This is a genomic window from Arsukibacterium sp. (assembly GCF_041616895.1).
In the GTDB taxonomy this organism is placed as follows: Bacteria; Pseudomonadota; Gammaproteobacteria; order Enterobacterales; family Alteromonadaceae; genus Alishewanella.
Window position 1 is genome coordinate 1 of the sequence record NZ_JBFJPY010000036.1, and the last position, 20,214, is coordinate 20,214.

A 20,214-nucleotide genomic window follows, 5' to 3' on the forward strand; every position below is an offset into this window, starting at 1 on the left:
ACCGGAATATGTAATGCAAACGGCTGACCACCAAAACGAGCGCTAAAGGTAATGACTTCATTACCCAACTGCATATTTCCTACCGCCGAGGGCAAAACATTCAGCACGATCTGGCCGTTCTGGACAAACTGCTGTGGTACTTTTACCTGTGGATAGCTGGCATCTACCACCAAATACGGCGTACAGTCGTTATCAACTATCCATTCGTAAAACGCCCGCACTAAATACGGACGGTTTGGTGACATTGCCGCCATTATAACCGCATCCCGCGCCGTATTTCCCGCTCGGCTTCAGTTAATGATGCCTGAAATGCATCACGTTCAAAAATACGCGCCATATAATTTTTCAGCTCTTTACTGCCCGGGCCCTGAAACTCAATGCCCAGTGTCGGTAGACGCCACATCAATGCGGCCATATAGCAATCAACCAAACCAAACTCTTCACTCATGAAAAATGGTGTTTCGTTAAATAACGGGGCCAGTGATAGCAAGCCTTCTTTTAATTCCTGACGGGCGTTGTCAGCATCATCTGCATTAGTTAATACTTTTTCTGCCAGACTATACCAGTCGTTTTTAATCCGATACATCATGAGCCGGGCCTGACCACGGGCTACCGGATACACTGGCATTAAGGGTGGATGTGGAAAACGCTCATCCAGGTATTCCATAATGATATCGGCCTGATACAGCGCCAGCTCTCGGTCAAGTAATGTCGGTAAGCTGCCATACGGGTTCACTTCATATAAATCTTCTGGCAGGTTATCCTGAGCTACCTGAAGGATATCAACAGTTACGCCTTTCTCGGCCAGGACAATACGCACCTGGTGGCTGTACATATCATCAATGGCTGTGAATAGTGTCATCACAGGGCGCTTATTGGCAATGATCGCCATTTATTCCTCCGGTAAAATAAAAAACGGCAAAGGGGCGCTAAGGCCCCTGGTATCTCAATACTAGTTAAATCAACTAATTAGTGAACATCTTTCCAGTATTCTTTCTTCAGCAAGTACGCCAGCACGAAGAAAATCAGTAAGAAGATCATTACTTTGTAACCCAAAGCATGGGCTTCCAGCTTGGTTGGCTCGCCTACATATTCCATGTAGTTTACCAGATCTGCCACAGCACGATCATATTCTTCTTCGCTTAACTCACCGCTACCATCGGTTTTGATGCCAACGTAAACCTGTTTAGGCTCACCATCAACTAACCGGGTTTCATAAGTTTTGCTTGGCAAGCCCTGCAGCTCTTGCAGAACATGCGGCATACCGACCAGTGGAAATACTTCATTGTTTACGCCAAAAGGCCGGCTATCATCCGCATAAAAAGCGCGCAGATAGGTATATAACCAGTCCGGACCACGTACCCTTGCAACGTTGGTTAAATCGGGCGGCGTGGCACCAAACCATTTCTCGCCGTCTTTCGCTGCCATGTTATTGGTAATGTGATCACCTACTTTCTCGCCGGTAAACATCAAATGTTCCATCCCCAGCTCTTCCGGGATACCCAGGTCGGCAAAGGTTCGCGAGTAACGCTGATATTGCATCTGATGACAGCCCAGACAATAGTTCTGGAACAAACGGGCACCATTTTGCAATGACGCTTTGTCCGTCAAATCAATCGGCGCTTTTTCCAGTGGTACTGAAGGGCCCGCTGCCATGGCCAGTGAAGAAGCTAATAATGCGACAGCAGACAATAACGTTTTCATCATCAGGTAACCCTCACTGGTAATGGCTTGGTGTTTTCGTTCTTACTGTAGAAAAACAGCAACACAAAGAATCCAAAATAGGTAAACGAGAATATCTGGGCCAGTAAGGTGTAAACACCTTCTGCGGGTAATACACCAAGCACACCCAATGCCACAAAGCTGATACAGAAATTAATCAGGTTTATTCTGTGCAGGCCACTACGATAGCGCACTGAACGTACCTTGCCGCGGTCAAGCCATGGCAACAACGCCAGTGCTACGATTGCAGCAAACATTGCTACGGCGCCCATAAACGGATGCGGTATCGCCCGTAAAATGGCGTAAAACGGAGTGAAATACCACACTGGCGCAATATGGTCAGGGGTTTTCAGTGGGTTTGCCGGCTCAAAATTTGGTGGCTCCAGGAAATAACCACCGCCCTCAGGCAGGAAGAAAATAACCCAGGCAAAGATCAATAGAAAACCGGCCAAACCTACTAAGTCTTTTACCGTATAGTAAGGGTGAAACGGAATCGCATCGACAATAATTTTCTTACCACCACGGGTAAAGTACTGATGGAACGTAAATTTCTTATCTGCTTCCGTTTGTTCAACACTGCCGTCGTTATCTTTCTTGATATCGATACCATCAGGGTTATTAGAACCGACTTCATGTAGCGCCATAATGTGTAAAAACACCAGCACAACCAGCACCAGAGGTAAGGCAATAACATGCAAGGCGAAGAAGCGGTTTAAGGTGGCGCCTGAAATAACATAGTCACCCCGGATCCACAGGGTTAAGTCTTCACCAATAAACGGAATAGTACCGAAAATACCGATAATAACCTGGGCACCCCAGAACGACATCTGCCCCCAAGGCAGCAAATAGCCCATAAAGGCTTCAGCCATCAACACCAGGAAGATCAACATGCCAAAAATCCACAACAATTCCCGTGGTTTCTGGTACGAGCCGTACATCATGCCGCGTAGCATGTGCAAATAGACTACAACGAAAAAGGCCGAGGCACCGGTAGAGTGCATATAACGTAGCAACCAACCGTAATCGACATCACGCATGATGTATTCTACAGAAGCAAACGCGCCCTCTGCTGAGGGTTCGTAATTCATGGTCAGCCAGATACCGGTTACGATCTGATTAACCAGTACTACCATGGCTAAGGAACCAAAAAAGTACCAGAAGTAGAAGTTTTTTGGTGCCGGATACTGCATAACATGCAGGTTCATCTTATCCATAAAGGGTAAGCGATACTCTATCCAGCTCATCAGGTTTTTAAACATCAGGCAACCCCCGCGTCTTCACCCACCACAATGGTGCTATCATCAATAAACATATGTGGCGGCACCACTAAATTGGTAGGAGCCGGCACGCCCTGAAAGACCCGACCCGCCATATCAAATTTGGAACCGTGACAAGGACAGAAGAAGCCAGCACGGATGCCTTCAACCTGAGCTGCAAAGTCATTTGGCAGGTAAGTAGGTGAACAACCAAGATGCGTACAAATTCCGACAGCTACAAAAATCTCTGGTCTGATGGAACGATGCTGGTTTTGGGCGTAAGCAGGCTGCTGTGGAACATCAGATGACGGATCACGCAGTTTATCTTCGGTTTTCTCCAACTCAGCCAGGGTTTCCTCTGTGCGTTTTACTATCCACACCGGCTTGCCCCGCCACTCTACCCGGATTAACTGCCCTGGCTCGAGTTTGCTTATGTCTGCAGTGACTGCAGCACCGGCTTGTTTAGCCCGCTCACTCGGATTCCAGGATGCAATAAAGGGCACAGCCACTCCAATAGCACCCACGCCTCCCACCACTGAGGTAGCAATGGTAAGGAAGCGGCGGCGACCATGATCTACAGGCGCATTGCTCATCCACTCATCTCCACGTTAACGCTTAACATAAAAAAATTTAAGCGGCTGAATTCCAGCAATTATTATAAGTTTAAAAAATAACGCCGATCATAATGAAAAGCCCTGCTTTACACAAGGTTTAAGGTGGGATGAATAGCTAATATATCAGCTGTTTTAAGGCATAAACAGCAACAAAGCGTTACAGTTCAGGGCTTACAGCCCTGGTTCATTTTAAAACGATAAAAATAAAAAACCCGGCATAAAAGCCGGGTTTTTTGGTACCAATAGCGTATTAACGCTTTGAGTACTGTGGACGTTTACGTGCTTTACGCAGACCGACCTTCTTACGCTCAACTTTACGAGCATCACGCGTTACGAAGCCTGCTTTACGCAGCGCCGGACGCAGTGACTCGTCGAACTCCATCAGTGCACGGGTGATACCGTGACGGATAGCACCGGCCTGACCGCTGATACCACCACCTTTAACAGTGATGTACAGGTCAAATTTCTCAACCATATCAACCAGTTCTAACGGCTGCTTCACTACCATACAGGCAGTTTCACGGCCGAAGTACTCGGTCAGAGCGCGCTGGTTGATAACGATGTTACCTGAACCAGCTTTTAAGAAGACGCGGGCCGTTGAGCTTTTACGACGACCAGTTCCGTAGTATTGATTCTGTGCCATGTTATGCTCCGATTAAATATCTAAAATTTGCGGTTGCTGAGCAGTGTGTTGATGCTCTGCGCCAGCGTAAACTTTTAACTTACGGAACATAGCGCGGCCTAATGGGCCTTTTGGCAACATGCCTTTGATGGCAGTTTCCAGAACCATTTCAGGTTTTTTCGCGATCAACTTCTCAAAGCTGATTTCCTTGATACCGCCTGGGAAACCAGTGTGCGAGTAATACATTTTGTTTTTCGCTTTATTACCAGTAACAGTTACTTTCTCAGCATTGATAACGATGATGTAATCACCGGTGTCAACATGAGGCGTATACTCTGGCTTATGCTTGCCACGTAAACGAGCAGCGATTTCTGTTGCGATACGACCCAGTGTTTTACCGTTTGCATCAACAACGTACCAGTCGCGTTCTACGCTTTCTGGCTTTGCAGTAAAAGTTTTCATCTAAACCTATTCCAAATAAACTTAAGTTACACCTAACATTGCGCAGGGCTGTTGCTAACAATGTCGTAATCGCACCCCTTCGAGTACAAAAACTACCGGGCTAACGGCAGTATGAGGCTGTAACGTAGGCCGGGCGCGGATTATATATTAAACAAATACAAAGATCAGCCCTGATAATGAAAAAATATCATAAATGTTGCAGTTTGCTGCTACTGTCGGCGCCGATCAGGGTAAATGAGGCGAGGCCAGATAATCACGCGACTGCATTTCCTGTAGTCTGCTGATGCAGCGTTTAAATTCAAACGCCAGTAAGCCCTCGGTATATAAGTGTTCCAATGCCACCTCTGCCGAAATTATCAACTTTACCTGACGTTCATAAAACTCATCTACCAGCGCGATAAAACGGCGGCTGACATCTTCATTATGACGCCCCATCGGTTTCACTCCCGCCAGTAATACGGTGTGATAACACCGGCTAAGTTCCATATAGTCATATTGGCTGCGGGCACTTTCGCACAGCGTGGCAAAAGAAAACCAGACTATACCGTCGGCTTCAGCCAACGCGTTTAACTGACGATTAGCTACGTCAATCTGACACGCACTCTGGCGTGGCTCTACTGACAAAGCCATAAAATACTGATGTAAATTTTGCTCAGCCTGCTCATCTAACGGGTAGTGATAAATTTCGGCCTGCTCCAGGGTTCGCAACCGATAATCTATTCCGCTATCCACATTAAAAACCTGGCAATGTTGTTTAATCAAATCAATGGCAGGTAAAAAACGGGCGCGCTGCAAGCCGTTGCGATACAGGCCATCGGGTTCGATGTTAGAGGTGGCCACCAACGTGACCCCTCTGGCAAATAGCCCCTGCATTAACGTGCCTAAAATCATGGCGTCAGTAATGTCAGAGACAAAAAACTCATCAAAGCAGATGATATCGGTTTGCTTACTAAAATTATCAGCAACCTGCTCCAGCGGATTTTTCACCCCTTTGAGTGTTTTTAGATCTTCATGTACCCGGTGCATAAATCGATGAAAATGAATTCTCATTTTACGTGTGGTTGGCAAGCATTCATAAAATGTATCGACCAGATAAGTTTTACCACGGCCCACCCCACCCCAGAAATACAAGCCTGACAGTGGTTTTTCCTGTGATGAAGCTGCTCTTAGTTTTTGCCACCATGACTGGCGTTGTGGTAGTTTTTGCACAAAATCATCGTACAGCCGCTGTAATTGCTTAACCGCATATTCCTGTGCCGTATCATGATGAAAATCGGGCCGGGCTAAATCTTGCTGATATTTTTCTGCTGGCGTCATGGGTAATTGCTGCAAACTTAGTTGGTTTAGCTGGAAAAACAGGCGATAATAATAACATGCCTTACCACTCAAGCTAAGAAGTTAAGGTACACTGGTGACAGAATTTACTATTTAGGAGTTGATATGGATCTCACGTTCGCCCTGGCGGGTCTGGCAGTTGGTTTAATAGTGGGCGCGATTCTGGCCAGATTATACAGTTTAAAGCAATTCAACAGCCACAAATTACAACAGGAGCTGGATGCCAGTCGCCAGCAACTGAATCAGTACCGTCAGGATGTCTCACAACATCTGGATGTCACTAACCAGTTAATGACGCAGCTACAAGACAATTATTCACGGATTGCCCGCCATGTGCAGCAGTCTAAAATGCAGTTGGTTGAACAACCGCCAGCCAGTAAAAATACTGATTTAAATTACTTGTCTACCGACACCGCCGACCATATTAAACAGTCGCTGCATCAGATTGATGAAAAACGCCGGGTTTATTCAGCTGTTGACGAGCAACCCCGCGACTACTCTGGCGAAGCCAGCGGTTTGATTAAAGAGCGCAAAATGAGTAAATCCGAGTAATACTTCGTTACATAACGCTATAAACAAACGCTGAACTTTTTCTATGCCATAACGTTCTTAGTCGCATGTATGTGAAGGAGACTATTACGCGATGAAGATGAAATTGTCTGTGTTACACGCTGCTATTCTGGCAGCAACCTTAGCCGTACCTGCCAGCACTGCGCAGGCTGCGTTACCTTTCTTTAATTCAGATAAACAAGAAATGCCCTCTCTGGCACCGATGCTGGATAAAGCTACCCCGGCGGTCGTACATATCTCGGTTGAGGGCAGCCGTGAAGTGCGTCAACGCATTCCCGATGCGTTCCGGGAGTTTTTCGGACAACGAGGCCAGGGCAATCAACGCCAGGAGCAGCCCTTCAGCGGCTTGGGCTCGGGCGTCATCATTGATGCCGATAAAGGCTATATTGTTACCAATAATCACGTGGTGCAAGATGCCGATAAAATTCAGATAAAGTTAAAAGATGGCCGTAGCTTTACCGCAAACAAACTGGGGGCCGATCCACAAAGTGATATAGCGCTATTGCAAATTGAAGCGAAAAACCTGGTACAAATTCCACTAGCCGATTCAGATAAACTGCGCGTGGGTGATTACGCCATCGCTATCGGTAACCCCTTTGGGCTGGAGCAAACCGTCACCTCTGGTATTGTCAGCTCGCTTGGGCGTAGCGGTTTAAATATGGATGGCTTCGAAGACTTTATTCAAACGGATGCCGCCATCAACCGAGGCAACTCTGGTGGTGCCCTGGTAAACTTGCGTGGCGAACTCATTGGAATTAACACCGCTATCTTAGGCCCCAACGGTGGCAATGTCGGTATCGGTTTCTCTATCCCCTCTAATATGATGAAGAATCTGGTTGATCAGATCATTGAATTTGGCCAGATCCGCCGGGGCAGTCTGGGCGTGCGCGGCAATGACGTTAATTCCGAACTGACTGAAGCACTGAATTTAAACGTGAGTAAGGGTGCTTTTATCAATGAAGTACTGCCAGATACTGCCGCCGCCAAAGCCGGTTTAAAAGCTGGTGATGTTATTATCAGCATGAATGGTAACCGTATCCAAAGTTTCAATGAGCTACGAGCCAAAATTGCTACTCTGGGTGCAAATCGTAAAGCGGAACTGGGTATTCTGCGCGATGGCAAAGAGCGCAGCGTAACCGTCACTCTGCAAGAACTGGCAAGCGGTCAACTTGCCGCTAATCAACTTCATCCGATGCTACAAGGTGCCATACTTAATAATGGTGAGCGGGGAGTCGAAATTACCGAGTTAGCTAACGGCTCAGTGGCAGAGCAGATAGGCTTACGTCAGGGCGATATCATTACCGGCGTAAATCGGCAGCGGGTCAGTAATCTGGCAGATTTACGACAGATACTCGAAGGCCGTCAAGGGGTCGCAGCGCTTTATATTCGCCGTGGTAATGACGATCTCTATATCTTACTCCGATAGCGCAAATTGGCTTAAGCAGTAGCTAAGTGGCTACTGCTTAAGCATAATTAATGCTATGCTAGCTATACATATTCTTTGCTACCAGATTGCTGTGCGAACTATCTTCTTTTTTGTCCTGAAAAGTGTAATTTATGGCTTGGCGCTCGCGCTGGTGATTCTGTTATTTTTCCCAAAGCTTACCGGAGTCAGTCTGCCAACCTGGCAAATTCAGGGTGAACAAACTGAGCCTGCACCGCTGTCCTACGCCAGCGCGGTTAGAAAAGCCGGCCCGGCCGTTGTCAATGTTTATACCCGCAGCAGAGTTATCGACCCCCGAGGATTTCAACCCCGTTCAATCGAACGCCAGGAGTTGGGCTCCGGAGTTATTATGAGCGCGAAGGGTTATATATTAACGAATCACCATGTTGTTTCCGGTGCCGACCATATTGAAGTTGCATTGCAGGATGGCCGCTGGCTTGAAGCGGTGTTAATTGGTCAGGATGTTATCTCAGATCTTGCTGTTTTATACGTTCAGGCTGATAACTTACCCGTGATACCCCAGGATTTTGATCTGGAGCCACAAGTGGGAGATGTCGTACTGGCGATTGGTAACCCGCTCAACCTTGGCCAGACCATTACCCAGGGAATTATTAGCGCAAATGGCAACACGGGCCTCAGTTCACGCGGCTATATCGACTTTATGCGAATGGATGCGGCAATAAACAAAGGCAATTCCGGCGGCGCGCTGGTCAACACCAACGGCACCTTAGTCGGAATTAATGCCGCTGCTTTTCAATTACAAAACCAGGAGATCCAAGGCATATTTTTCGCGGTGCCTTATCAACTGGCCCAAAACATAATGCACAAGCTGATAAAACATGGTCGGGTCACTCGCAGTCATTTAGGCGTATCGGGTGACCCAGTAGTGAATGCAGCTGGCGACAAATTAATCTCTACCGGCCAGAAAATGTATGGTCTTGCACTTACCGCAATAAGTCCTGGCGGTCCGGCTGATCAAGCAGATTTACAAATTGGGGATGTTATTCTGAAAATTGCCGGCGAGCAATTTTCAGACACTCGTCAGGCTTTGAATTTGATTGCTGAGACAGCACCCAATACTGAATTAGTACTGACTATTAACCGCAACGGCCAGATCCTGGAAGTGCCGACTGTAGTGCGGGAACTTCGCCGCGGTTAAGCGGCGGTTTCTTTCGCGGTTATACTAAGACAGCAAGACTACGCTACGTTAATCCGTTCAATTTTTGCGCCTAGCCCCTGCAGCTTATCTTCAATTCGCTCATAACCACGATCGATATGATAAATTCGCTCTACCAGGGTTTGCCCCTCAGCAACCAAACCGGCAATCACTAAACTTGCCGACGCCCGTAAGTCGGTTGCCATAACCTGAGCTGCCATCAGTTTTGGACTATGCTGGCACACCGCAGTATTACCTTCCAGCCTGATTTTGGCCCCCATTCGCTGTAATTCTGGTACATGCATAAAGCGGTTTTCAAAAATGGTTTCTGTAACGACGCCTACCCCTTCTGCAACCACATTAAGCACAGTGAACTGAGCTTGCATATCAGTTGGAAAACCAGGATGAGGTACCGTTTTTACATCAACAGAAGTGAGCTTCCGTCCGGTCATATTTAGCCGGATCCAGTCCTGACCTGTTGTAATGTCGGCTCCTGCTTCACGCAGCTTTTCCAACACCACTTCTAACTCAGAGGGATCTGCACTGACACAGGTCACATCGCCCCCCGTGACCGCAGCCGCCACCAAAAAGGTACCGGTTTCAATTCGATCTGGCAGTACCCGGTGTTCGCCACCGTGTAATGCGCTAACCCCTTCAATACGGATAGTATCTGTTCCGGCACCAGTGATTTTCGCGCCCATGGTATTAAGGTACGCGGCTAAATCGACCACTTCTGGTTCGCGTGCTGCATTTTCGATGGTGGTAGTACCGTCAGCCAGCACCGCGGCCATTAACAGGTTTTCAGTACCGGTAACACTGACCATTTCCATAATAATATGAGCGCCTTTCAACCGACTGGCCCGCGCCTTAATATAACCATTTTCAACCTGAATTTCGGCACCCATTTTACGCAGGCCATCGATATGCAGATTCACCGGGCGGGCGCCGATAGCACAACCACCGGGTAACGAGACTTCAGCCTGTCCAAAACGGCTTAGCAAGGGACCAAGCGCCAAAATAGAGGCTCGCATGGTTTTCACTAACTCATAGGGTGCATACTGGTTGTTAATCTGGCCGGCATCAACGGTGACACTGTTGGTCTCAACGGTCAGTTTAGCCCCAAACAACTGCAGCAATTGATAAGTGGTTTCGATATCTTTCAGTTTGGGCACATTGGTTATTGTGCTTGGCTTTTCAGACAGAATACTGGCGAATAAAATAGGTAACGCGGCATTCTTTGCACCTGAGATAATTACCTCACCTTGCAAAGGACCACTGGCAGTAACACGGAATTGTTGCATAGTATGTCTTACACAGGTGGGTTTAAAAGTTTTTCTCTGCGCCATTGTTCTGGCGTAAAGGCCTTAATGCTGACCGCATGAATACTGCCGTCTGCAATTGCACTCATCAGGGGAGCGTAGATCATTTGCTGCTGCTTAACGCGGCTGAGGTCGGCAAAACAGTTGCCTACCGCCGTTACCGAATAATGCGACCCCTCGGCGCGAACATATACTTCAGTCAACTGCAATTGCTCTGTCAGCAGTTGTTCAATTTGTTTAATCTCCACACGACACCTTAATCTGTTATCGGTAACAAGGACGTTACAGCGCTAACCTTTGCTAAAGCAAGCAGTTGCGCGGGAACTTTGATAAATTCGATATCCAGCTTCTGCTTGCGCGCTTTACCGAGCTGTTGAATTAACCATGCTAATCCGGCTGAGTCTACATTGCTTAGGGCGGAAAAATCAAAGATTACCTTGCCGTTGAGGCTATTTAACAATTTAAAAGGTGAATATACCATTAACGTATCGCGGTTCAGCTCTCCACTGAACCGCACAATGTTATTTTCAGAAGTATTATCTTCGACAACAATTTTAAGTGACACGACTTACTCCGGCACTTTTATCGGTTCTTTCGCTTTTTCCAGCAAGAGTTCAGTAACCCGTGCTACACCTTGCTGCCGGATCAGATTGCTCAGCTCAGCCCGTTTGCTGTCTAATAAAGAGATACCCTCAGCCACCATGTCGTATACCAGCCAGTGCTCTGAGCCACGATTACGGCGCAATTTAAAGTCGATGGTGATATCCGGCTTTCCTGGGTCAATCACCCGGGTTTTAATGGTCATAATGCTTTGATTTTCAGGTGGGCGTGCCGGTTGAATAATCACTTTCTGATCGCGGTAATAGGTTAATGCACCGGCATAAGAGGCAACCATGTAATCTTCAAATGCCACCACAAACGCATCAAACTCTTCCCGGGGTAACTCCCGCAGATTTACCGAGCGGCCAATTACCGTTAATGCCGCATATCGACCGTCAATATAGGGCACCAGCTCTTCATTAACGATAACCCGCAAGTGCTCTTTGTCCTCTGCAATCAGCTGCTGATCTTTGGCAATGCGTTGAAAGGTTTTATCAGCAACCACTTCCATCATTTCAAACGGATCTGTGTACTGCGTCACCTGCTGTGTAGCTGTTTTCTCTGCAGTCTCGTTACTGTATGCAGTAAACGGAACCGCTGCTAACGCAACCAGTAATAAAGCGCTACCCGATAAATATTTCACAATTAATTTCCCCGGTTAAATAAGAACTGGCCGATAAGCTCTTCCAGCACGATCGCTGAACGCGTATCCTGAATAGAGTCACCATCTGCCAGAATTTGGACGGTTTCATCGATAAAACCCGGCTGCAAACCAAGGTACTGTTCACCTAACAAACCCGAAGTTAAGATGGCAACAGAACTGGTTTCCGGAAAATTACTGTATTGCTCATTAATCTCCATTTTTACCACCGGGGTATAGTACACGGTGTCCAAATCAATAGAGGCTACCCGGCCCACTACCACACCACCGACTTTAATCGGCGAGCGAACTTTTAAGCCCCCGATATTTTCGAATTTAGCATACAATACATAACTCTCGCCTGAACCAGATACCCCGGCGTTAGCAACCTTTAGCGCCAGCATCAGAAATGCAGCCACAGCTACAACAATAAAAGCGCCAACTAAAATTTCAATTTTCCGTGTGGTCATTTTATCCACCAAACATTAATGCAGTTAATATAAAGTCAAAGCCCAGAACCGTTAGTGAAGCTGTTACTACGGTCTGAGTAGTCGCCTGGCTTATTCCCTCTGATGTCGGCACCGCATCATAGCCTTTATGTAATGCTATCCAGACAACGATGATAGCAAAAACAAAACTTTTGATGACACCGTTCAGCACGTCCTGATAGAGATCAACATTGGCCTGCATCGTTGACCAGTAACTACCGCCATCGACACCCAGCCAGTCTACCCCAATCAAGTGGCCGCCAAGAATACCGACAGCATTAAATACCAGAGCCAACAGCGGCATGCTGATAACCCCGGCCCAAAAGCGTGGCGCTATAATCCGACGCAATGGGTCAACAGCCATCATCTCCATGCCAGACAATTGCTCTGTCGCTTTCATCAGGCCAATTTCTGCAGTCAAGGCGCTGCCGGCGCGTCCCGCAAACAACAACGCCGTGACCACCGGCCCCAATTCCCGAAGTAAGCTCAAGGCGACCAACGGACCTAGCATTCCCTCTGCACCAAATTTTACCAATACCGTGTAGCCTTGCAGGGCCAACACCATACCGATAAACAAGCCTGACACCACAATGATCAACAGTGACAACACGCCAATCACATACAACTGCCTGATGAGCAGTGGAAAACCTTTTCGAAAATCGGGCTTACCAACCAGAGCGCCAAACAGCATTAACCCTGAACGGCCAAAGCCGGCTATGTTGTCAATGGTGCTTCGCCCGAGCGTTTGCAGTTTGTCGGTTATCACCTGGCAGACTCCATCAATTCATCTTCGTAGGCATCAGCCCGGTAATGAAAAGGTACAGCACCGTCCGCCTCTCCTTTTAAAAATTGTTGCACCAATTCTGACTTATCCTGACGAAGTTGTTCGGGAGTGCCATGGCCAATCACTTTCTTTTCGGCAACCACATATACGTAATCGGCAATACTCATTACTTCCGTAACATCATGTGAAACCACGATGGACGTTAAACCCAGCGCGTTATTTAATTCTTTAATTAACCTGACAATCACACCCATTGAAATAGGATCCTGACCAGCAAAAGGTTCATCAAACATGATTAATTCCGGGTCAAGCGCTATGGCTCTTGCCAGGGCCGCTCTTCTGGCCATACCACCCGATAACTCGGCAGGCTTCAGATCACGGGCACCACGTAAACCAACAGATTCTAACTTCATCAACACGATAAGCCGAATTAGCGATTCTGGCAGCCGGGTGTGCTCACGTATCGGAAAGGCTACGTTGTCAAATACTGACATCTCGGTAAACAAGGCGCCGCTTTGAAACAACATACTCATTTTTTTACGCGCCCGGTATAAGTCAGCTCGTGATAATGCCGGTATGTCCTGGCCATCAAATAAAATATGACCGCTGTCGGGTTTTAACTGGCCACCAATAAGTTTGAGCAGCGTTGTTTTACCAATGCCGCTCGGCCCCATAATGGCCGTTACCTTGCCGCGACGCACCTGCATACTCATATCGTCATAGATCAGGCGCTGACCGCGGGAAAAGCTTAAGTGCTGGATATCAACCATAATATCGGACAAATTAGACTCCAACTGAAAACAACTGCGAAAGCAGTTTTACCGGCCTGGTAAAGAGCTTGCCAATATACATTCGAGCTTGTATGTTTGCAATCAGCTACCAGAAATCCTTTAGGTTGTAATATTGTAAAGGTATTGCAGCTCAATGTCGTTACAAAAAATCGTAACAAAGTGTGCGAAAAAATCGAAGACTACTGAACTTGTGGTTTTTTTTTGCAATTACCACCAATAACGCGGAAAATACCAATAACTTTAGCCGTAAATTACAGGACTGCTGCGTGTCTCCTTTACTCGTCGCTATTTTTTTTGTCATTGTTGGCCTGGTATTATTGATTTGGAGTGCTGATCGCTTTGTCTATGGCGCTTCGTCAATTGCCCGCAATAGTGGAATTTCACCTATGGTGATTGGCCTTACCATCGTTGCTATGGGTTCTTCGGCGCCTGAAATGCTGGTGTCGGCAACTGCAGCCTGGCAAGGTAAACTGGACACTTCCGTGGGTAATGCTGTCGGTTCTAATATCACCAATATTTTACTGGTTATCGGTGCAGCAGCATTATTGAAGCCCATTGCAGTATCGTCATTAACCTTACGCCGTGAATTTCCGTTGTTACTGGTTTGTACGCTGTTCGGTTACTACCTGCTGTCAGACGATCTGTTAACGCGGATGGAAGGCATTGTATTGTTAGTCGCCTTTGTTAGTTTTTTGGTGTTACTGGTGTATTGGGGTAAACATGCTACCCCGGATGATCCGTTAATAGCAGAGATTAATGCCGATGTACCTACCGTCAATATCTCCACACTCAAAGCCGTTATTTGGGCTGCAGCCGGACTCATACTGCTGCTGGCAAGCTCGCAACTGCTGGTGCATGGCGCCGTAACTATCGCCCGTTACGCTGGCCTGAGTGATTTGGTGATTGGTTTAACCATCATCGCTATTGGCACCAGCCTGCCGGAGTTGGCCGCCAGTATTATTGGTATTTTAAAAGGCGAGGATGATTTAGCACTTGGTAATATTATTGGCTCCAATATCTTTAATATTCTTGCTGTTTTAGGTTTAGGTGCCGTGATAGGCCCGGACATGATCGATCCGAATGCCGGTGGTCGCGACAGTTACGTCATGATTGGCGCCACGGTGTTAATGTTACTAATGTCAGTGCGGCTGACGCGGATGCAACGCATCAACCGGGTAGAGGGTGCTATACTGCTGGCAGCATTTGTTGGCTACCAATATCTGTTGTTCTCGCAAACGGCGTAATCGTTTCCTTATTTATGGCTAAAACTATGATCAGCACGTTTTGTAACCGGGCACTGGAAGTACTGCAGATTGAAGCTGAAGCAATACGACAGCTTGCCCAATATATTAATGCCGACTTTGAGCAGGCCTGCCAGTTGCTGTTTAACAGTAAAGGCAAAGTTATAGTGATGGGGATGGGCAAATCCGGCCACATCGCTAATAAGATATCGGCTACATTAGCCTCGACCGGTACACCGGCATTTTTTGTTCACCCTGCAGAAGCCAGCCATGGTGATTTAGGCATGCTTACCTCAGGTGATATCGTGCTGGCGATATCAAACTCCGGTGAAACTGCAGAAATTTTAACGATTTTGCCGGTAATTAAACGTCTTGGTATTACCCTAATCAGCATGTCAGGAAACCCGGGTTCCACGTTGGCCAAATTATCTGATGTCCATTTGTGCGTAAGGGTAGAACAGGAAGCCTGTCCATTGGGATTGGCGCCAACGGCCAGCACCACGGCAACGCTGGCGATGGGAGATGCACTGGCTGTTGCACTACTGGATGCCCGCGGTTTTTCGGCCGACGATTTTGCGCTGTCTCATCCTGGTGGCAGTCTTGGTCGCAAATTGCTGCTGAGGCTTAGCGATGTCATGCATAAAGACAGTCAGGTACCACTAGTCAGACGGCACGCTACCATCAAAGAAGCCTTGCTGGAAATCTCAGAAAAGGGTCTTGGGATGACAGCAGTCGTTAATGACGACCAAAGCCTGGCAGGTATTTTTACTGACGGAGATTTGCGCCGGATCCTGGACCTTAAACTGGATATCCACAGCACCGCCATTGAAAAGGTTATGACCACCCCCTGCACTACCGCCACTGCTGAAATGCTTGCTGGCGAAGCGCTGAAAATTATGCAGCAGAAAAAAATTAACGGCCTGCTTATTATCGACCAGAATCGGGTGCCGGTGGGTGCGATGAATATGCACGATTTATTGCGGGCAGGAGTACTCTAGCATGTCGCTTTTTGCCAGCCTTTATCAACCCGTCAGTGATGACATTGTGCGCCGCGCGGCCGCAATTAAATTATTAATTTGTGATGTGGATGGCGTATTTTCTGATGGCCGGATTTATCTGGGCAATAATGGCGAAGAACTAAAAGCGTTTCATACCCGCGATGGTTTTGGAATTAAAGCATTGCGTCATGCCGGCATTGAGGTAGCCATCATTACTGGCCGTACTTCCGCTATTGTTGAACAACGGATGCGCTCGCTGACAGTACCTTATATTTATCAGGGCCAGGAAAATAAACTGGCGGCTTTCACCAGTTTACAACAGCAGCTGGCGCTCAGCACAGAGCAGATTGGCTATATTGGGGATGATTTATCAGACTGGCAGGTCATGCAACATTGTGGCTTATCGGTGGCGGTAAAAGATGCTCACCCCTATCTGCGTCTGCACGCCAATTACCTGACATCCTTGCCAGGAGGCTTTGGCGCGGTGCGTGAGCTCGCTGATTTACTGCTGATCAGCCAGCATAAGTTTCAACAGTTTGATGGCAGCAGCTCATGAAAAAAACGCTGTTCCTATTAGTATTTGCTTTGGTATTAACGGCCACCTACATCAGGTTTAATCAGACTGAGCAACTTAACCTGAACGATGCCGATCGTGAACTGTTGCCAGATTATATTGCCGAACAGGTAACCCGAACTCTTTATGACGGGCAAGGCTATGTGGCCGACCATATTAAAGCTGAACGCTTGGAGTTTTTTGAACGTTTGGGTTTTACTCAGTTCGAAAACCCACAATATACCTTGTTCGATGCTGAGCATCAGCCCGCTTGGGAAGTAACCAGCCAGTTTGGTATCTGGTTACCCGATGATAAAATCATTCTGGAGCAGCAGGTGCGTATCGTTAATGTTAGCGGCAGCGAGTTGGTCGACCGCATTGATACTGATAACCTCGAGCTGCTACTACCAAGTAAAGTGCTGCAAACCTCAGCACCGGTGAAAATTATTGGTAAAGGTTTTTATATTAATGGTATAGGCTTGCAGGCAGATTTAGCTGAGCAGAATATGCGGATTGTAAAGCATTTGGAGACGGTATACGCCAATGAACAAAATTAACCTATTGTTGCTGACTGCGCTGCTATCTGCACCCAGTGTTGCCGTTGAATCAGATTACAACCAGCCGATCTCTGTGACCTCTGACAACAATGAGACGTCAATTAAAGACTATGTGTCCGTTTATACCCAAAATGTCGAAGTGCGTCAGGGTAGCTTAAATATCAAAGCAGATCGGTTAGAAATTAATGCCAGTGCGGGTAAGGGCAATGAGATATTTCTGGCGACAGGCTCACCGGTTCGCTATAGCCAGCTGGTTGAAGGTAACCTTCCGGTAACCGCCTCGGCTCAAGGGATAACCTATGATAGGGCCAGCCGCACGCTGACCTTAAGCGGTGACGCCCAACTGAGCCAAAGTGGCAGTCAGGTCCAGGCCGCCGTCATTCGATATAATATTGAAACGCAACAAATCAGCGCAGAAAGTGGTCAACAGAAAAAGCGGGTAACAACGATTTTCACGCCGCAGAACAAGGAAAACCCATGAAGTTAGTGGCAGCGCATCTGGCTAAAAGTTATAAAGGCAGGCAAGTGGTCAAAGATGTCAGCCTTGAAGTCAGCGCGGGGCAGATTGTTGGCTTGCTTGGACCAAACGGGGCAGGCAAAACCACTACATTTTATATGATTGTTGGCTTAGTACCCTCAGACAAAGGCACAATCACGTTAAATAATCAGGATATTACCTTCGATCCTATTCATGCCCGGGCCAGAGCGGGCATTGGTTATTTGCCGCAGGAAAGCTCTATTTTCAGAAAATTGACCGTATACGACAACTTGCTGGCGATACTACAAACCCGCAAAGATCTTAGCAACGCGAAACGTGAAGAGCTGGCAGATGACCTATTGGAAGAGTTCCATATCGGTCATATAAAAAACAGTCTGGGGATGAGCTTATCCGGGGGCGAACGACGCCGGGTCGAAATCGCCAGGGCGCTCGCTGCAAATCCGGCCTTTATTTTGCTGGATGAACCTTTTGCCGGCGTTGACCCGATTTCAGTGCTGGATATCAAAAAAATAATTCAACATTTAGGACAACGTGGTATTGGCGTATTAATCACAGACCACAATGTCAGGGAAACCCTTGATGTTTGCGAAATAGCTTATATCGTCAGCCATGGTGAACTGATTGCCGCTGGTCCGCCACAGGAAGTATTAGTGAATCAGCAGGTTCGTGATGTATACCTGGGCGAGCAATTCAGGCTATAGTTAAGAAAAACGACAAACGCCTGCTTCAGGAGAGAAATAGACGTACATGAAACCCTCTTTGCAACTTCGGCTAGGTCAGCAACTTACAATGACACCACAACTGCAACAAGCTATCCGCTTGCTGCAGTTGTCGACCATTGAGCTTCAGCAGGAAATACAGGAAGCGCTTGACGCCAATCCGTTACTGGAAAGTGAAGATGAGTTTGAAAGCTTTTCTGCTGATCTGGACAGCAGCGATGTCAATGAAAACGATACCCGCTCTGCATCAGAGGAAAGTAACGACACCGCACAGGAAAACCTGAGTGAAATTGCTGAACGAGACAGTAGTGAATCCATGGCTGAACAAGGTCTGCAAGATGATCTGCCGCTGGATAACAACTGGGATGATTTAATCAGCGCTGCGCCAGTCAGTGCAGGTTCGCCGCCTGATGAAGATATGGTTTTCCAGGGTGAAACCAGCGAAACCCTGCAAGATTACCTGCGCTGGCAAATGCAGTTAACCCCCTTCTCTGAAACCGATTTGGCCATTGCCGAGATTATTATTGAAGGTATCGATGAAACAGGTTTACTCACCATAGATGTGGCTGACATTCTGGAGTCACTCGGTTTGCCTGATGTCGAAGAAGATGAAGTTGAAGCGGTAATTAAACGGATCCAATTGTTTGACCCGGTCGGGGTCGGTGCCCGGACTATTGCTGAATGTCTGCTGGTGCAGCTACGTCAGTTTGACCCGAACACGCCATTTTTGCAGCAGGCAAAACACGTCATTAAAGAACATACTGATTATTTAGCGAACAGGGACTTTCGTTCTTTGATGCGGGTGACTAAACTGAAAGAAGATGAGCTAAAAGAAGTGATGCGGCTCATCCTCAGTTTAAACCCCAGACCCGGCGCCGATGTGATCCGTCAGGAACAACAATACGTGATACCTGACGTCTCGGTAATGAAAGTAAAAGGCCGCTGGCAAGTGGAATTAAACCCGGATGCGATGCCAAAAGTCAGAATAAACCAGCAATATGCGGCGATGTCCCGAACCGCCAAAAATACTGCTGACACCCAGTTCATCAGGTCTCACCTGCAGGAGGCAAAGTGGTTTCTGAAAAGCCTTGAAAGTCGCAACGACACCTTACTAAAGGTTGCAAACTGTATTGTGCAGCAGCAACAGGCTTTTTTTGAGCACGGCGAAGAAGCGATGAAACCCATGGTATTAAACGACGTGGCCGAGATGGTTGGTATGCACGAATCGACGATTTCCAGGGTTACCACCCAGAAATTTATGCATACCCCCAGGGGAATATTTGAACTTAAATTCTTTTTTTCCAGTCATGTTAGTACAGAAAGTGGCGGTGAGTGCTCCTCTACAGCCATTCGGGCTTTTATTAAAAAGCTGGTGGCGGCTGAAAACCCAGCCAAGCCACTAAGTGACAGCAAGATGGCAGATATATTGTCAGAGCAAGGCATTAACGTCGCGCGGCGTACCATTGCCAAGTATCGTGAGGCCCTGTTTATTCCGCCATCGAATCAACGCAAGACCTTGGTTTAGGTCAGCAAAACAGAAGGAAAACGTCTATGCAAATCAACTTAACGGGTCATCATGTAGAAATTACCACTGCATTAAAAGAGTACGTAGACACTAAATTCGCCAAGCTTGAACGTCACTTTGATCACATTAACAATGTACATGTCATCCTAAACGTGGAAAAATTGAGACAAATTGCTGAAGCTAAACTGCATTTGACCGGCGGTGAAGTTTTTGCCGCTTCAGAAGATGAAAATATGTACGCGGCCATCGACCAGTTAATTGATAAGCTCGATAGGCAAGTTATTAAACATAAAGAAAAAATAGCCCGACACTAAATTTA

At 47.2% G+C, this 20,214-nt stretch carries 26 protein-coding genes; 11 read left to right on the top strand and 15 right to left on the bottom strand.

Going from position 1 to position 20,214, the window contains the following annotated elements:
- The 8 genes from ABY802_RS08040 to zapE all read right to left on the bottom strand — a co-directional run.
- On the bottom strand, positions 1-254 hold a 254-nt coding region (locus ABY802_RS08040), incomplete at its 3' end, for a ClpXP protease specificity-enhancing factor SspB (RefSeq protein ID WP_372626531.1).
- Positions 254-892, bottom strand: a complete 639-nt coding sequence (gene sspA / locus ABY802_RS08045) for a stringent starvation protein SspA (protein ID WP_372626532.1) — start codon at positions 890-892, stop codon at positions 254-256. The genes ABY802_RS08040 and sspA, both read right to left, overlap by 1 nt.
- A 77-nt stretch (positions 893-969) precedes the next feature.
- Positions 970-1,704 (bottom strand): cytochrome c1, encoded by a 735-nt coding sequence (locus ABY802_RS08050; protein WP_372626563.1) that lies wholly within the window; start codon positions 1,702-1,704, stop codon positions 970-972.
- 2 nt (positions 1,705-1,706) lie between these two features.
- Positions 1,707-2,981, bottom strand: coding sequence for a cytochrome bc complex cytochrome b subunit (locus tag ABY802_RS08055; RefSeq protein WP_372626533.1), 1,275 nt, complete (start codon positions 2,979-2,981; stop codon positions 1,707-1,709).
- The gene (gene petA / locus ABY802_RS08060) at positions 2,981-3,571 is read right to left on the bottom strand and encodes a ubiquinol-cytochrome c reductase iron-sulfur subunit (RefSeq protein WP_372626534.1); all 591 of its coding nucleotides are present in this window, start codon (positions 3,569-3,571) and stop codon (positions 2,981-2,983) included. Before petA ends, ABY802_RS08055 begins: the two co-directional genes overlap by 1 nt.
- 271 nt (positions 3,572-3,842) lie before the next feature.
- Entirely contained in the window at positions 3,843-4,235 is a 393-nt protein-coding gene (gene rpsI, locus ABY802_RS08065) for a 30S ribosomal protein S9 (protein ID WP_019675270.1), read from the bottom strand.
- A 12-nt stretch (positions 4,236-4,247) separates the two neighbouring features.
- The gene (gene rplM, locus ABY802_RS08070; protein WP_019675269.1) at positions 4,248-4,676 is read right to left on the bottom strand and encodes a 50S ribosomal protein L13; all 429 of its coding nucleotides are present in this window, start codon (positions 4,674-4,676) and stop codon (positions 4,248-4,250) included.
- 225 nt (positions 4,677-4,901) lie between these two features.
- Positions 4,902-5,993: a cell division protein ZapE gene (gene zapE, locus ABY802_RS08075; protein ID WP_372626535.1), complete on the bottom strand. Its 1,092-nt coding sequence runs from the start codon at positions 5,991-5,993 to the stop codon at positions 4,902-4,904.
- Between the two features lie 123 nt (positions 5,994-6,116).
- Here zapE and ABY802_RS08080 point away from each other — a divergent pair, with 123 nt between their 5' ends.
- From ABY802_RS08080 to ABY802_RS08090, 3 genes are all read left to right on the top strand, one after another.
- A complete protein-coding gene (locus ABY802_RS08080) occupies positions 6,117-6,563 on the top strand; it encodes a YhcB family protein (RefSeq protein ID WP_372626536.1) in 447 nt (148 codons plus the stop codon).
- A 91-nt stretch (positions 6,564-6,654) separates the two neighbouring features.
- The gene (locus ABY802_RS08085) at positions 6,655-8,007 is read left to right on the top strand and encodes a Do family serine endopeptidase (protein WP_372626537.1); all 1,353 of its coding nucleotides are present in this window, start codon (positions 6,655-6,657) and stop codon (positions 8,005-8,007) included.
- Positions 8,008-8,062: 55 nt separating this feature from the next.
- Positions 8,063-9,184, top strand: coding sequence for a trypsin-like peptidase domain-containing protein (locus ABY802_RS08090; RefSeq protein WP_372626538.1), 1,122 nt, complete (start codon positions 8,063-8,065; stop codon positions 9,182-9,184).
- Positions 9,185-9,222: 38 nt separating this feature from the next.
- Here ABY802_RS08090 and murA read toward each other — a convergent pair whose 3' ends face one another.
- From murA to mlaF, 7 genes are read right to left on the bottom strand one after another with little or no spacing between them, the layout of a single operon-like run.
- Positions 9,223-10,482 carry a UDP-N-acetylglucosamine 1-carboxyvinyltransferase gene (gene murA, locus ABY802_RS08095; protein ID WP_372626539.1) on the bottom strand — a complete coding sequence of 420 codons (1,260 nt, stop codon included), beginning with the start codon at positions 10,480-10,482 and terminating at the stop codon, positions 9,223-9,225.
- Between the two features lie 8 nt (positions 10,483-10,490).
- On the bottom strand, positions 10,491-10,748 hold the full coding sequence (locus ABY802_RS08100) for a BolA family protein (protein ID WP_372626540.1): 258 nt from the start codon (positions 10,746-10,748) through the stop codon (positions 10,491-10,493).
- Positions 10,749-10,756: 8 nt separating this feature from the next.
- Positions 10,757-11,065 carry a lipid asymmetry maintenance protein MlaB gene (locus tag ABY802_RS08105; RefSeq protein WP_372626541.1) on the bottom strand — a complete coding sequence of 103 codons (309 nt, stop codon included), beginning with the start codon at positions 11,063-11,065 and terminating at the stop codon, positions 10,757-10,759.
- A 3-nt stretch (positions 11,066-11,068) separates the two neighbouring features.
- Positions 11,069-11,743 (bottom strand): phospholipid-binding protein MlaC, encoded by a 675-nt coding sequence (locus tag ABY802_RS08110; RefSeq protein ID WP_372626542.1) that lies wholly within the window; start codon positions 11,741-11,743, stop codon positions 11,069-11,071.
- Between the two features lie 2 nt (positions 11,744-11,745).
- Entirely contained in the window at positions 11,746-12,210 is a 465-nt protein-coding gene (gene mlaD, locus ABY802_RS08115; RefSeq protein ID WP_372626543.1) for an outer membrane lipid asymmetry maintenance protein MlaD, read from the bottom strand.
- 1 nt (position 12,211) lies between these two features.
- Positions 12,212-12,994, bottom strand: a complete 783-nt coding sequence (gene mlaE / locus ABY802_RS08120; protein ID WP_372626544.1) for a lipid asymmetry maintenance ABC transporter permease subunit MlaE — start codon at positions 12,992-12,994, stop codon at positions 12,212-12,214.
- Positions 12,991-13,782, bottom strand: coding sequence for a phospholipid ABC transporter ATP-binding protein MlaF (gene mlaF / locus ABY802_RS08125; protein WP_372626564.1), 792 nt, complete (start codon positions 13,780-13,782; stop codon positions 12,991-12,993). The genes mlaE and mlaF overlap by 4 nt, the downstream gene beginning before the upstream one ends.
- A gap of 287 nt (positions 13,783-14,069) precedes the next feature.
- Between mlaF and ABY802_RS08130 the strand changes: the two genes are divergently transcribed.
- From ABY802_RS08130 to hpf, 8 genes are read left to right on the top strand one after another with little or no spacing between them, the layout of a single operon-like run.
- On the top strand, positions 14,070-15,047 hold the full coding sequence (locus ABY802_RS08130; protein WP_372626545.1) for a calcium/sodium antiporter: 978 nt from the start codon (positions 14,070-14,072) through the stop codon (positions 15,045-15,047).
- Between the two features lie 26 nt (positions 15,048-15,073).
- Entirely contained in the window at positions 15,074-16,042 is a 969-nt protein-coding gene (locus ABY802_RS08135) for a KpsF/GutQ family sugar-phosphate isomerase (RefSeq protein ID WP_372626546.1), read from the top strand.
- A 1-nt stretch (position 16,043) separates the two neighbouring features.
- Positions 16,044-16,598, top strand: a complete 555-nt coding sequence (gene kdsC, locus ABY802_RS08140) for a 3-deoxy-manno-octulosonate-8-phosphatase KdsC (protein WP_372626547.1) — start codon at positions 16,044-16,046, stop codon at positions 16,596-16,598.
- Positions 16,595-17,152 (top strand): LPS export ABC transporter periplasmic protein LptC, encoded by a 558-nt coding sequence (gene lptC, locus ABY802_RS08145; protein ID WP_372626548.1) that lies wholly within the window; start codon positions 16,595-16,597, stop codon positions 17,150-17,152. The genes kdsC and lptC overlap by 4 nt, the downstream gene beginning before the upstream one ends.
- Positions 17,139-17,633 carry a lipopolysaccharide transport periplasmic protein LptA gene (lptA, locus tag ABY802_RS08150; RefSeq protein ID WP_372626549.1) on the top strand — a complete coding sequence of 165 codons (495 nt, stop codon included), beginning with the start codon at positions 17,139-17,141 and terminating at the stop codon, positions 17,631-17,633. The genes lptC and lptA overlap by 14 nt, the downstream gene beginning before the upstream one ends.
- Positions 17,630-18,352 carry an LPS export ABC transporter ATP-binding protein gene (gene lptB, locus ABY802_RS08155; RefSeq protein ID WP_372626550.1) on the top strand — a complete coding sequence of 241 codons (723 nt, stop codon included), beginning with the start codon at positions 17,630-17,632 and terminating at the stop codon, positions 18,350-18,352. The genes lptA and lptB overlap by 4 nt, the downstream gene beginning before the upstream one ends.
- A gap of 46 nt (positions 18,353-18,398) precedes the next feature.
- Entirely contained in the window at positions 18,399-19,895 is a 1,497-nt protein-coding gene (locus tag ABY802_RS08160) for an RNA polymerase factor sigma-54 (RefSeq protein WP_372626551.1), read from the top strand.
- Between the two features lie 26 nt (positions 19,896-19,921).
- Complete coding sequence (hpf, locus tag ABY802_RS08165) at positions 19,922-20,209, top strand: ribosome hibernation promoting factor (RefSeq protein WP_290611762.1); 288 nt, start codon at positions 19,922-19,924, stop codon at positions 20,207-20,209.
- The last annotated feature ends 5 nt before the right edge of the window (positions 20,210-20,214 follow it).

Excerpts from the sequence above, each read along its gene's own strand:
- sspA (WP_372626532.1), bottom strand. The coding sequence starts at position 892 with ATGGCGATCATTGCCAATAAGCGCCCTGTGATGACACTATTCACAGCC.
- ABY802_RS08050 (WP_372626563.1), bottom strand. The coding sequence starts at position 1,704 with ATGAAAACGTTATTGTCTGCTGTCGCATTATTAGCTTCTTCACTGGCC.
- ABY802_RS08055 (WP_372626533.1), bottom strand. The coding sequence starts at position 2,981 with ATGTTTAAAAACCTGATGAGCTGGATAGAGTATCGCTTACCCTTTATG.
- petA (WP_372626534.1), bottom strand. The coding sequence starts at position 3,571 with ATGAGCAATGCGCCTGTAGATCATGGTCGCCGCCGCTTCCTTACCATT.
- rpsI (WP_019675270.1), bottom strand. The coding sequence starts at position 4,235 with ATGGCACAGAATCAATACTACGGAACTGGTCGTCGTAAAAGCTCAACG.
- rplM (WP_019675269.1), bottom strand. The coding sequence starts at position 4,676 with ATGAAAACTTTTACTGCAAAGCCAGAAAGCGTAGAACGCGACTGGTAC.
- zapE (WP_372626535.1), bottom strand. The coding sequence starts at position 5,993 with ATGACGCCAGCAGAAAAATATCAGCAAGATTTAGCCCGGCCCGATTTT.
- ABY802_RS08080 (WP_372626536.1), top strand. The coding sequence starts at position 6,117 with ATGGATCTCACGTTCGCCCTGGCGGGTCTGGCAGTTGGTTTAATAGTG.
- ABY802_RS08085 (WP_372626537.1), top strand. The coding sequence starts at position 6,655 with ATGAAGATGAAATTGTCTGTGTTACACGCTGCTATTCTGGCAGCAACC.
- ABY802_RS08090 (WP_372626538.1), top strand. The coding sequence starts at position 8,063 with ATGCTAGCTATACATATTCTTTGCTACCAGATTGCTGTGCGAACTATC.
- murA (WP_372626539.1), bottom strand. The coding sequence starts at position 10,482 with ATGCAACAATTCCGTGTTACTGCCAGTGGTCCTTTGCAAGGTGAGGTA.
- mlaD (WP_372626543.1), bottom strand. The coding sequence starts at position 12,210 with ATGACCACACGGAAAATTGAAATTTTAGTTGGCGCTTTTATTGTTGTA.
- mlaF (WP_372626564.1), bottom strand. The coding sequence starts at position 13,782 with ATGGTTGATATCCAGCACTTAAGCTTTTCCCGCGGTCAGCGCCTGATC.
- ABY802_RS08135 (WP_372626546.1), top strand. The coding sequence starts at position 15,074 with ATGATCAGCACGTTTTGTAACCGGGCACTGGAAGTACTGCAGATTGAA.
- kdsC (WP_372626547.1), top strand. The coding sequence starts at position 16,044 with ATGTCGCTTTTTGCCAGCCTTTATCAACCCGTCAGTGATGACATTGTG.
- lptC (WP_372626548.1), top strand. The coding sequence starts at position 16,595 with ATGAAAAAAACGCTGTTCCTATTAGTATTTGCTTTGGTATTAACGGCC.
- lptA (WP_372626549.1), top strand. The coding sequence starts at position 17,139 with ATGAACAAAATTAACCTATTGTTGCTGACTGCGCTGCTATCTGCACCC.
- lptB (WP_372626550.1), top strand. The coding sequence starts at position 17,630 with ATGAAGTTAGTGGCAGCGCATCTGGCTAAAAGTTATAAAGGCAGGCAA.
- ABY802_RS08160 (WP_372626551.1), top strand. The coding sequence starts at position 18,399 with ATGAAACCCTCTTTGCAACTTCGGCTAGGTCAGCAACTTACAATGACA.
- hpf (WP_290611762.1), top strand. The coding sequence starts at position 19,922 with ATGCAAATCAACTTAACGGGTCATCATGTAGAAATTACCACTGCATTA.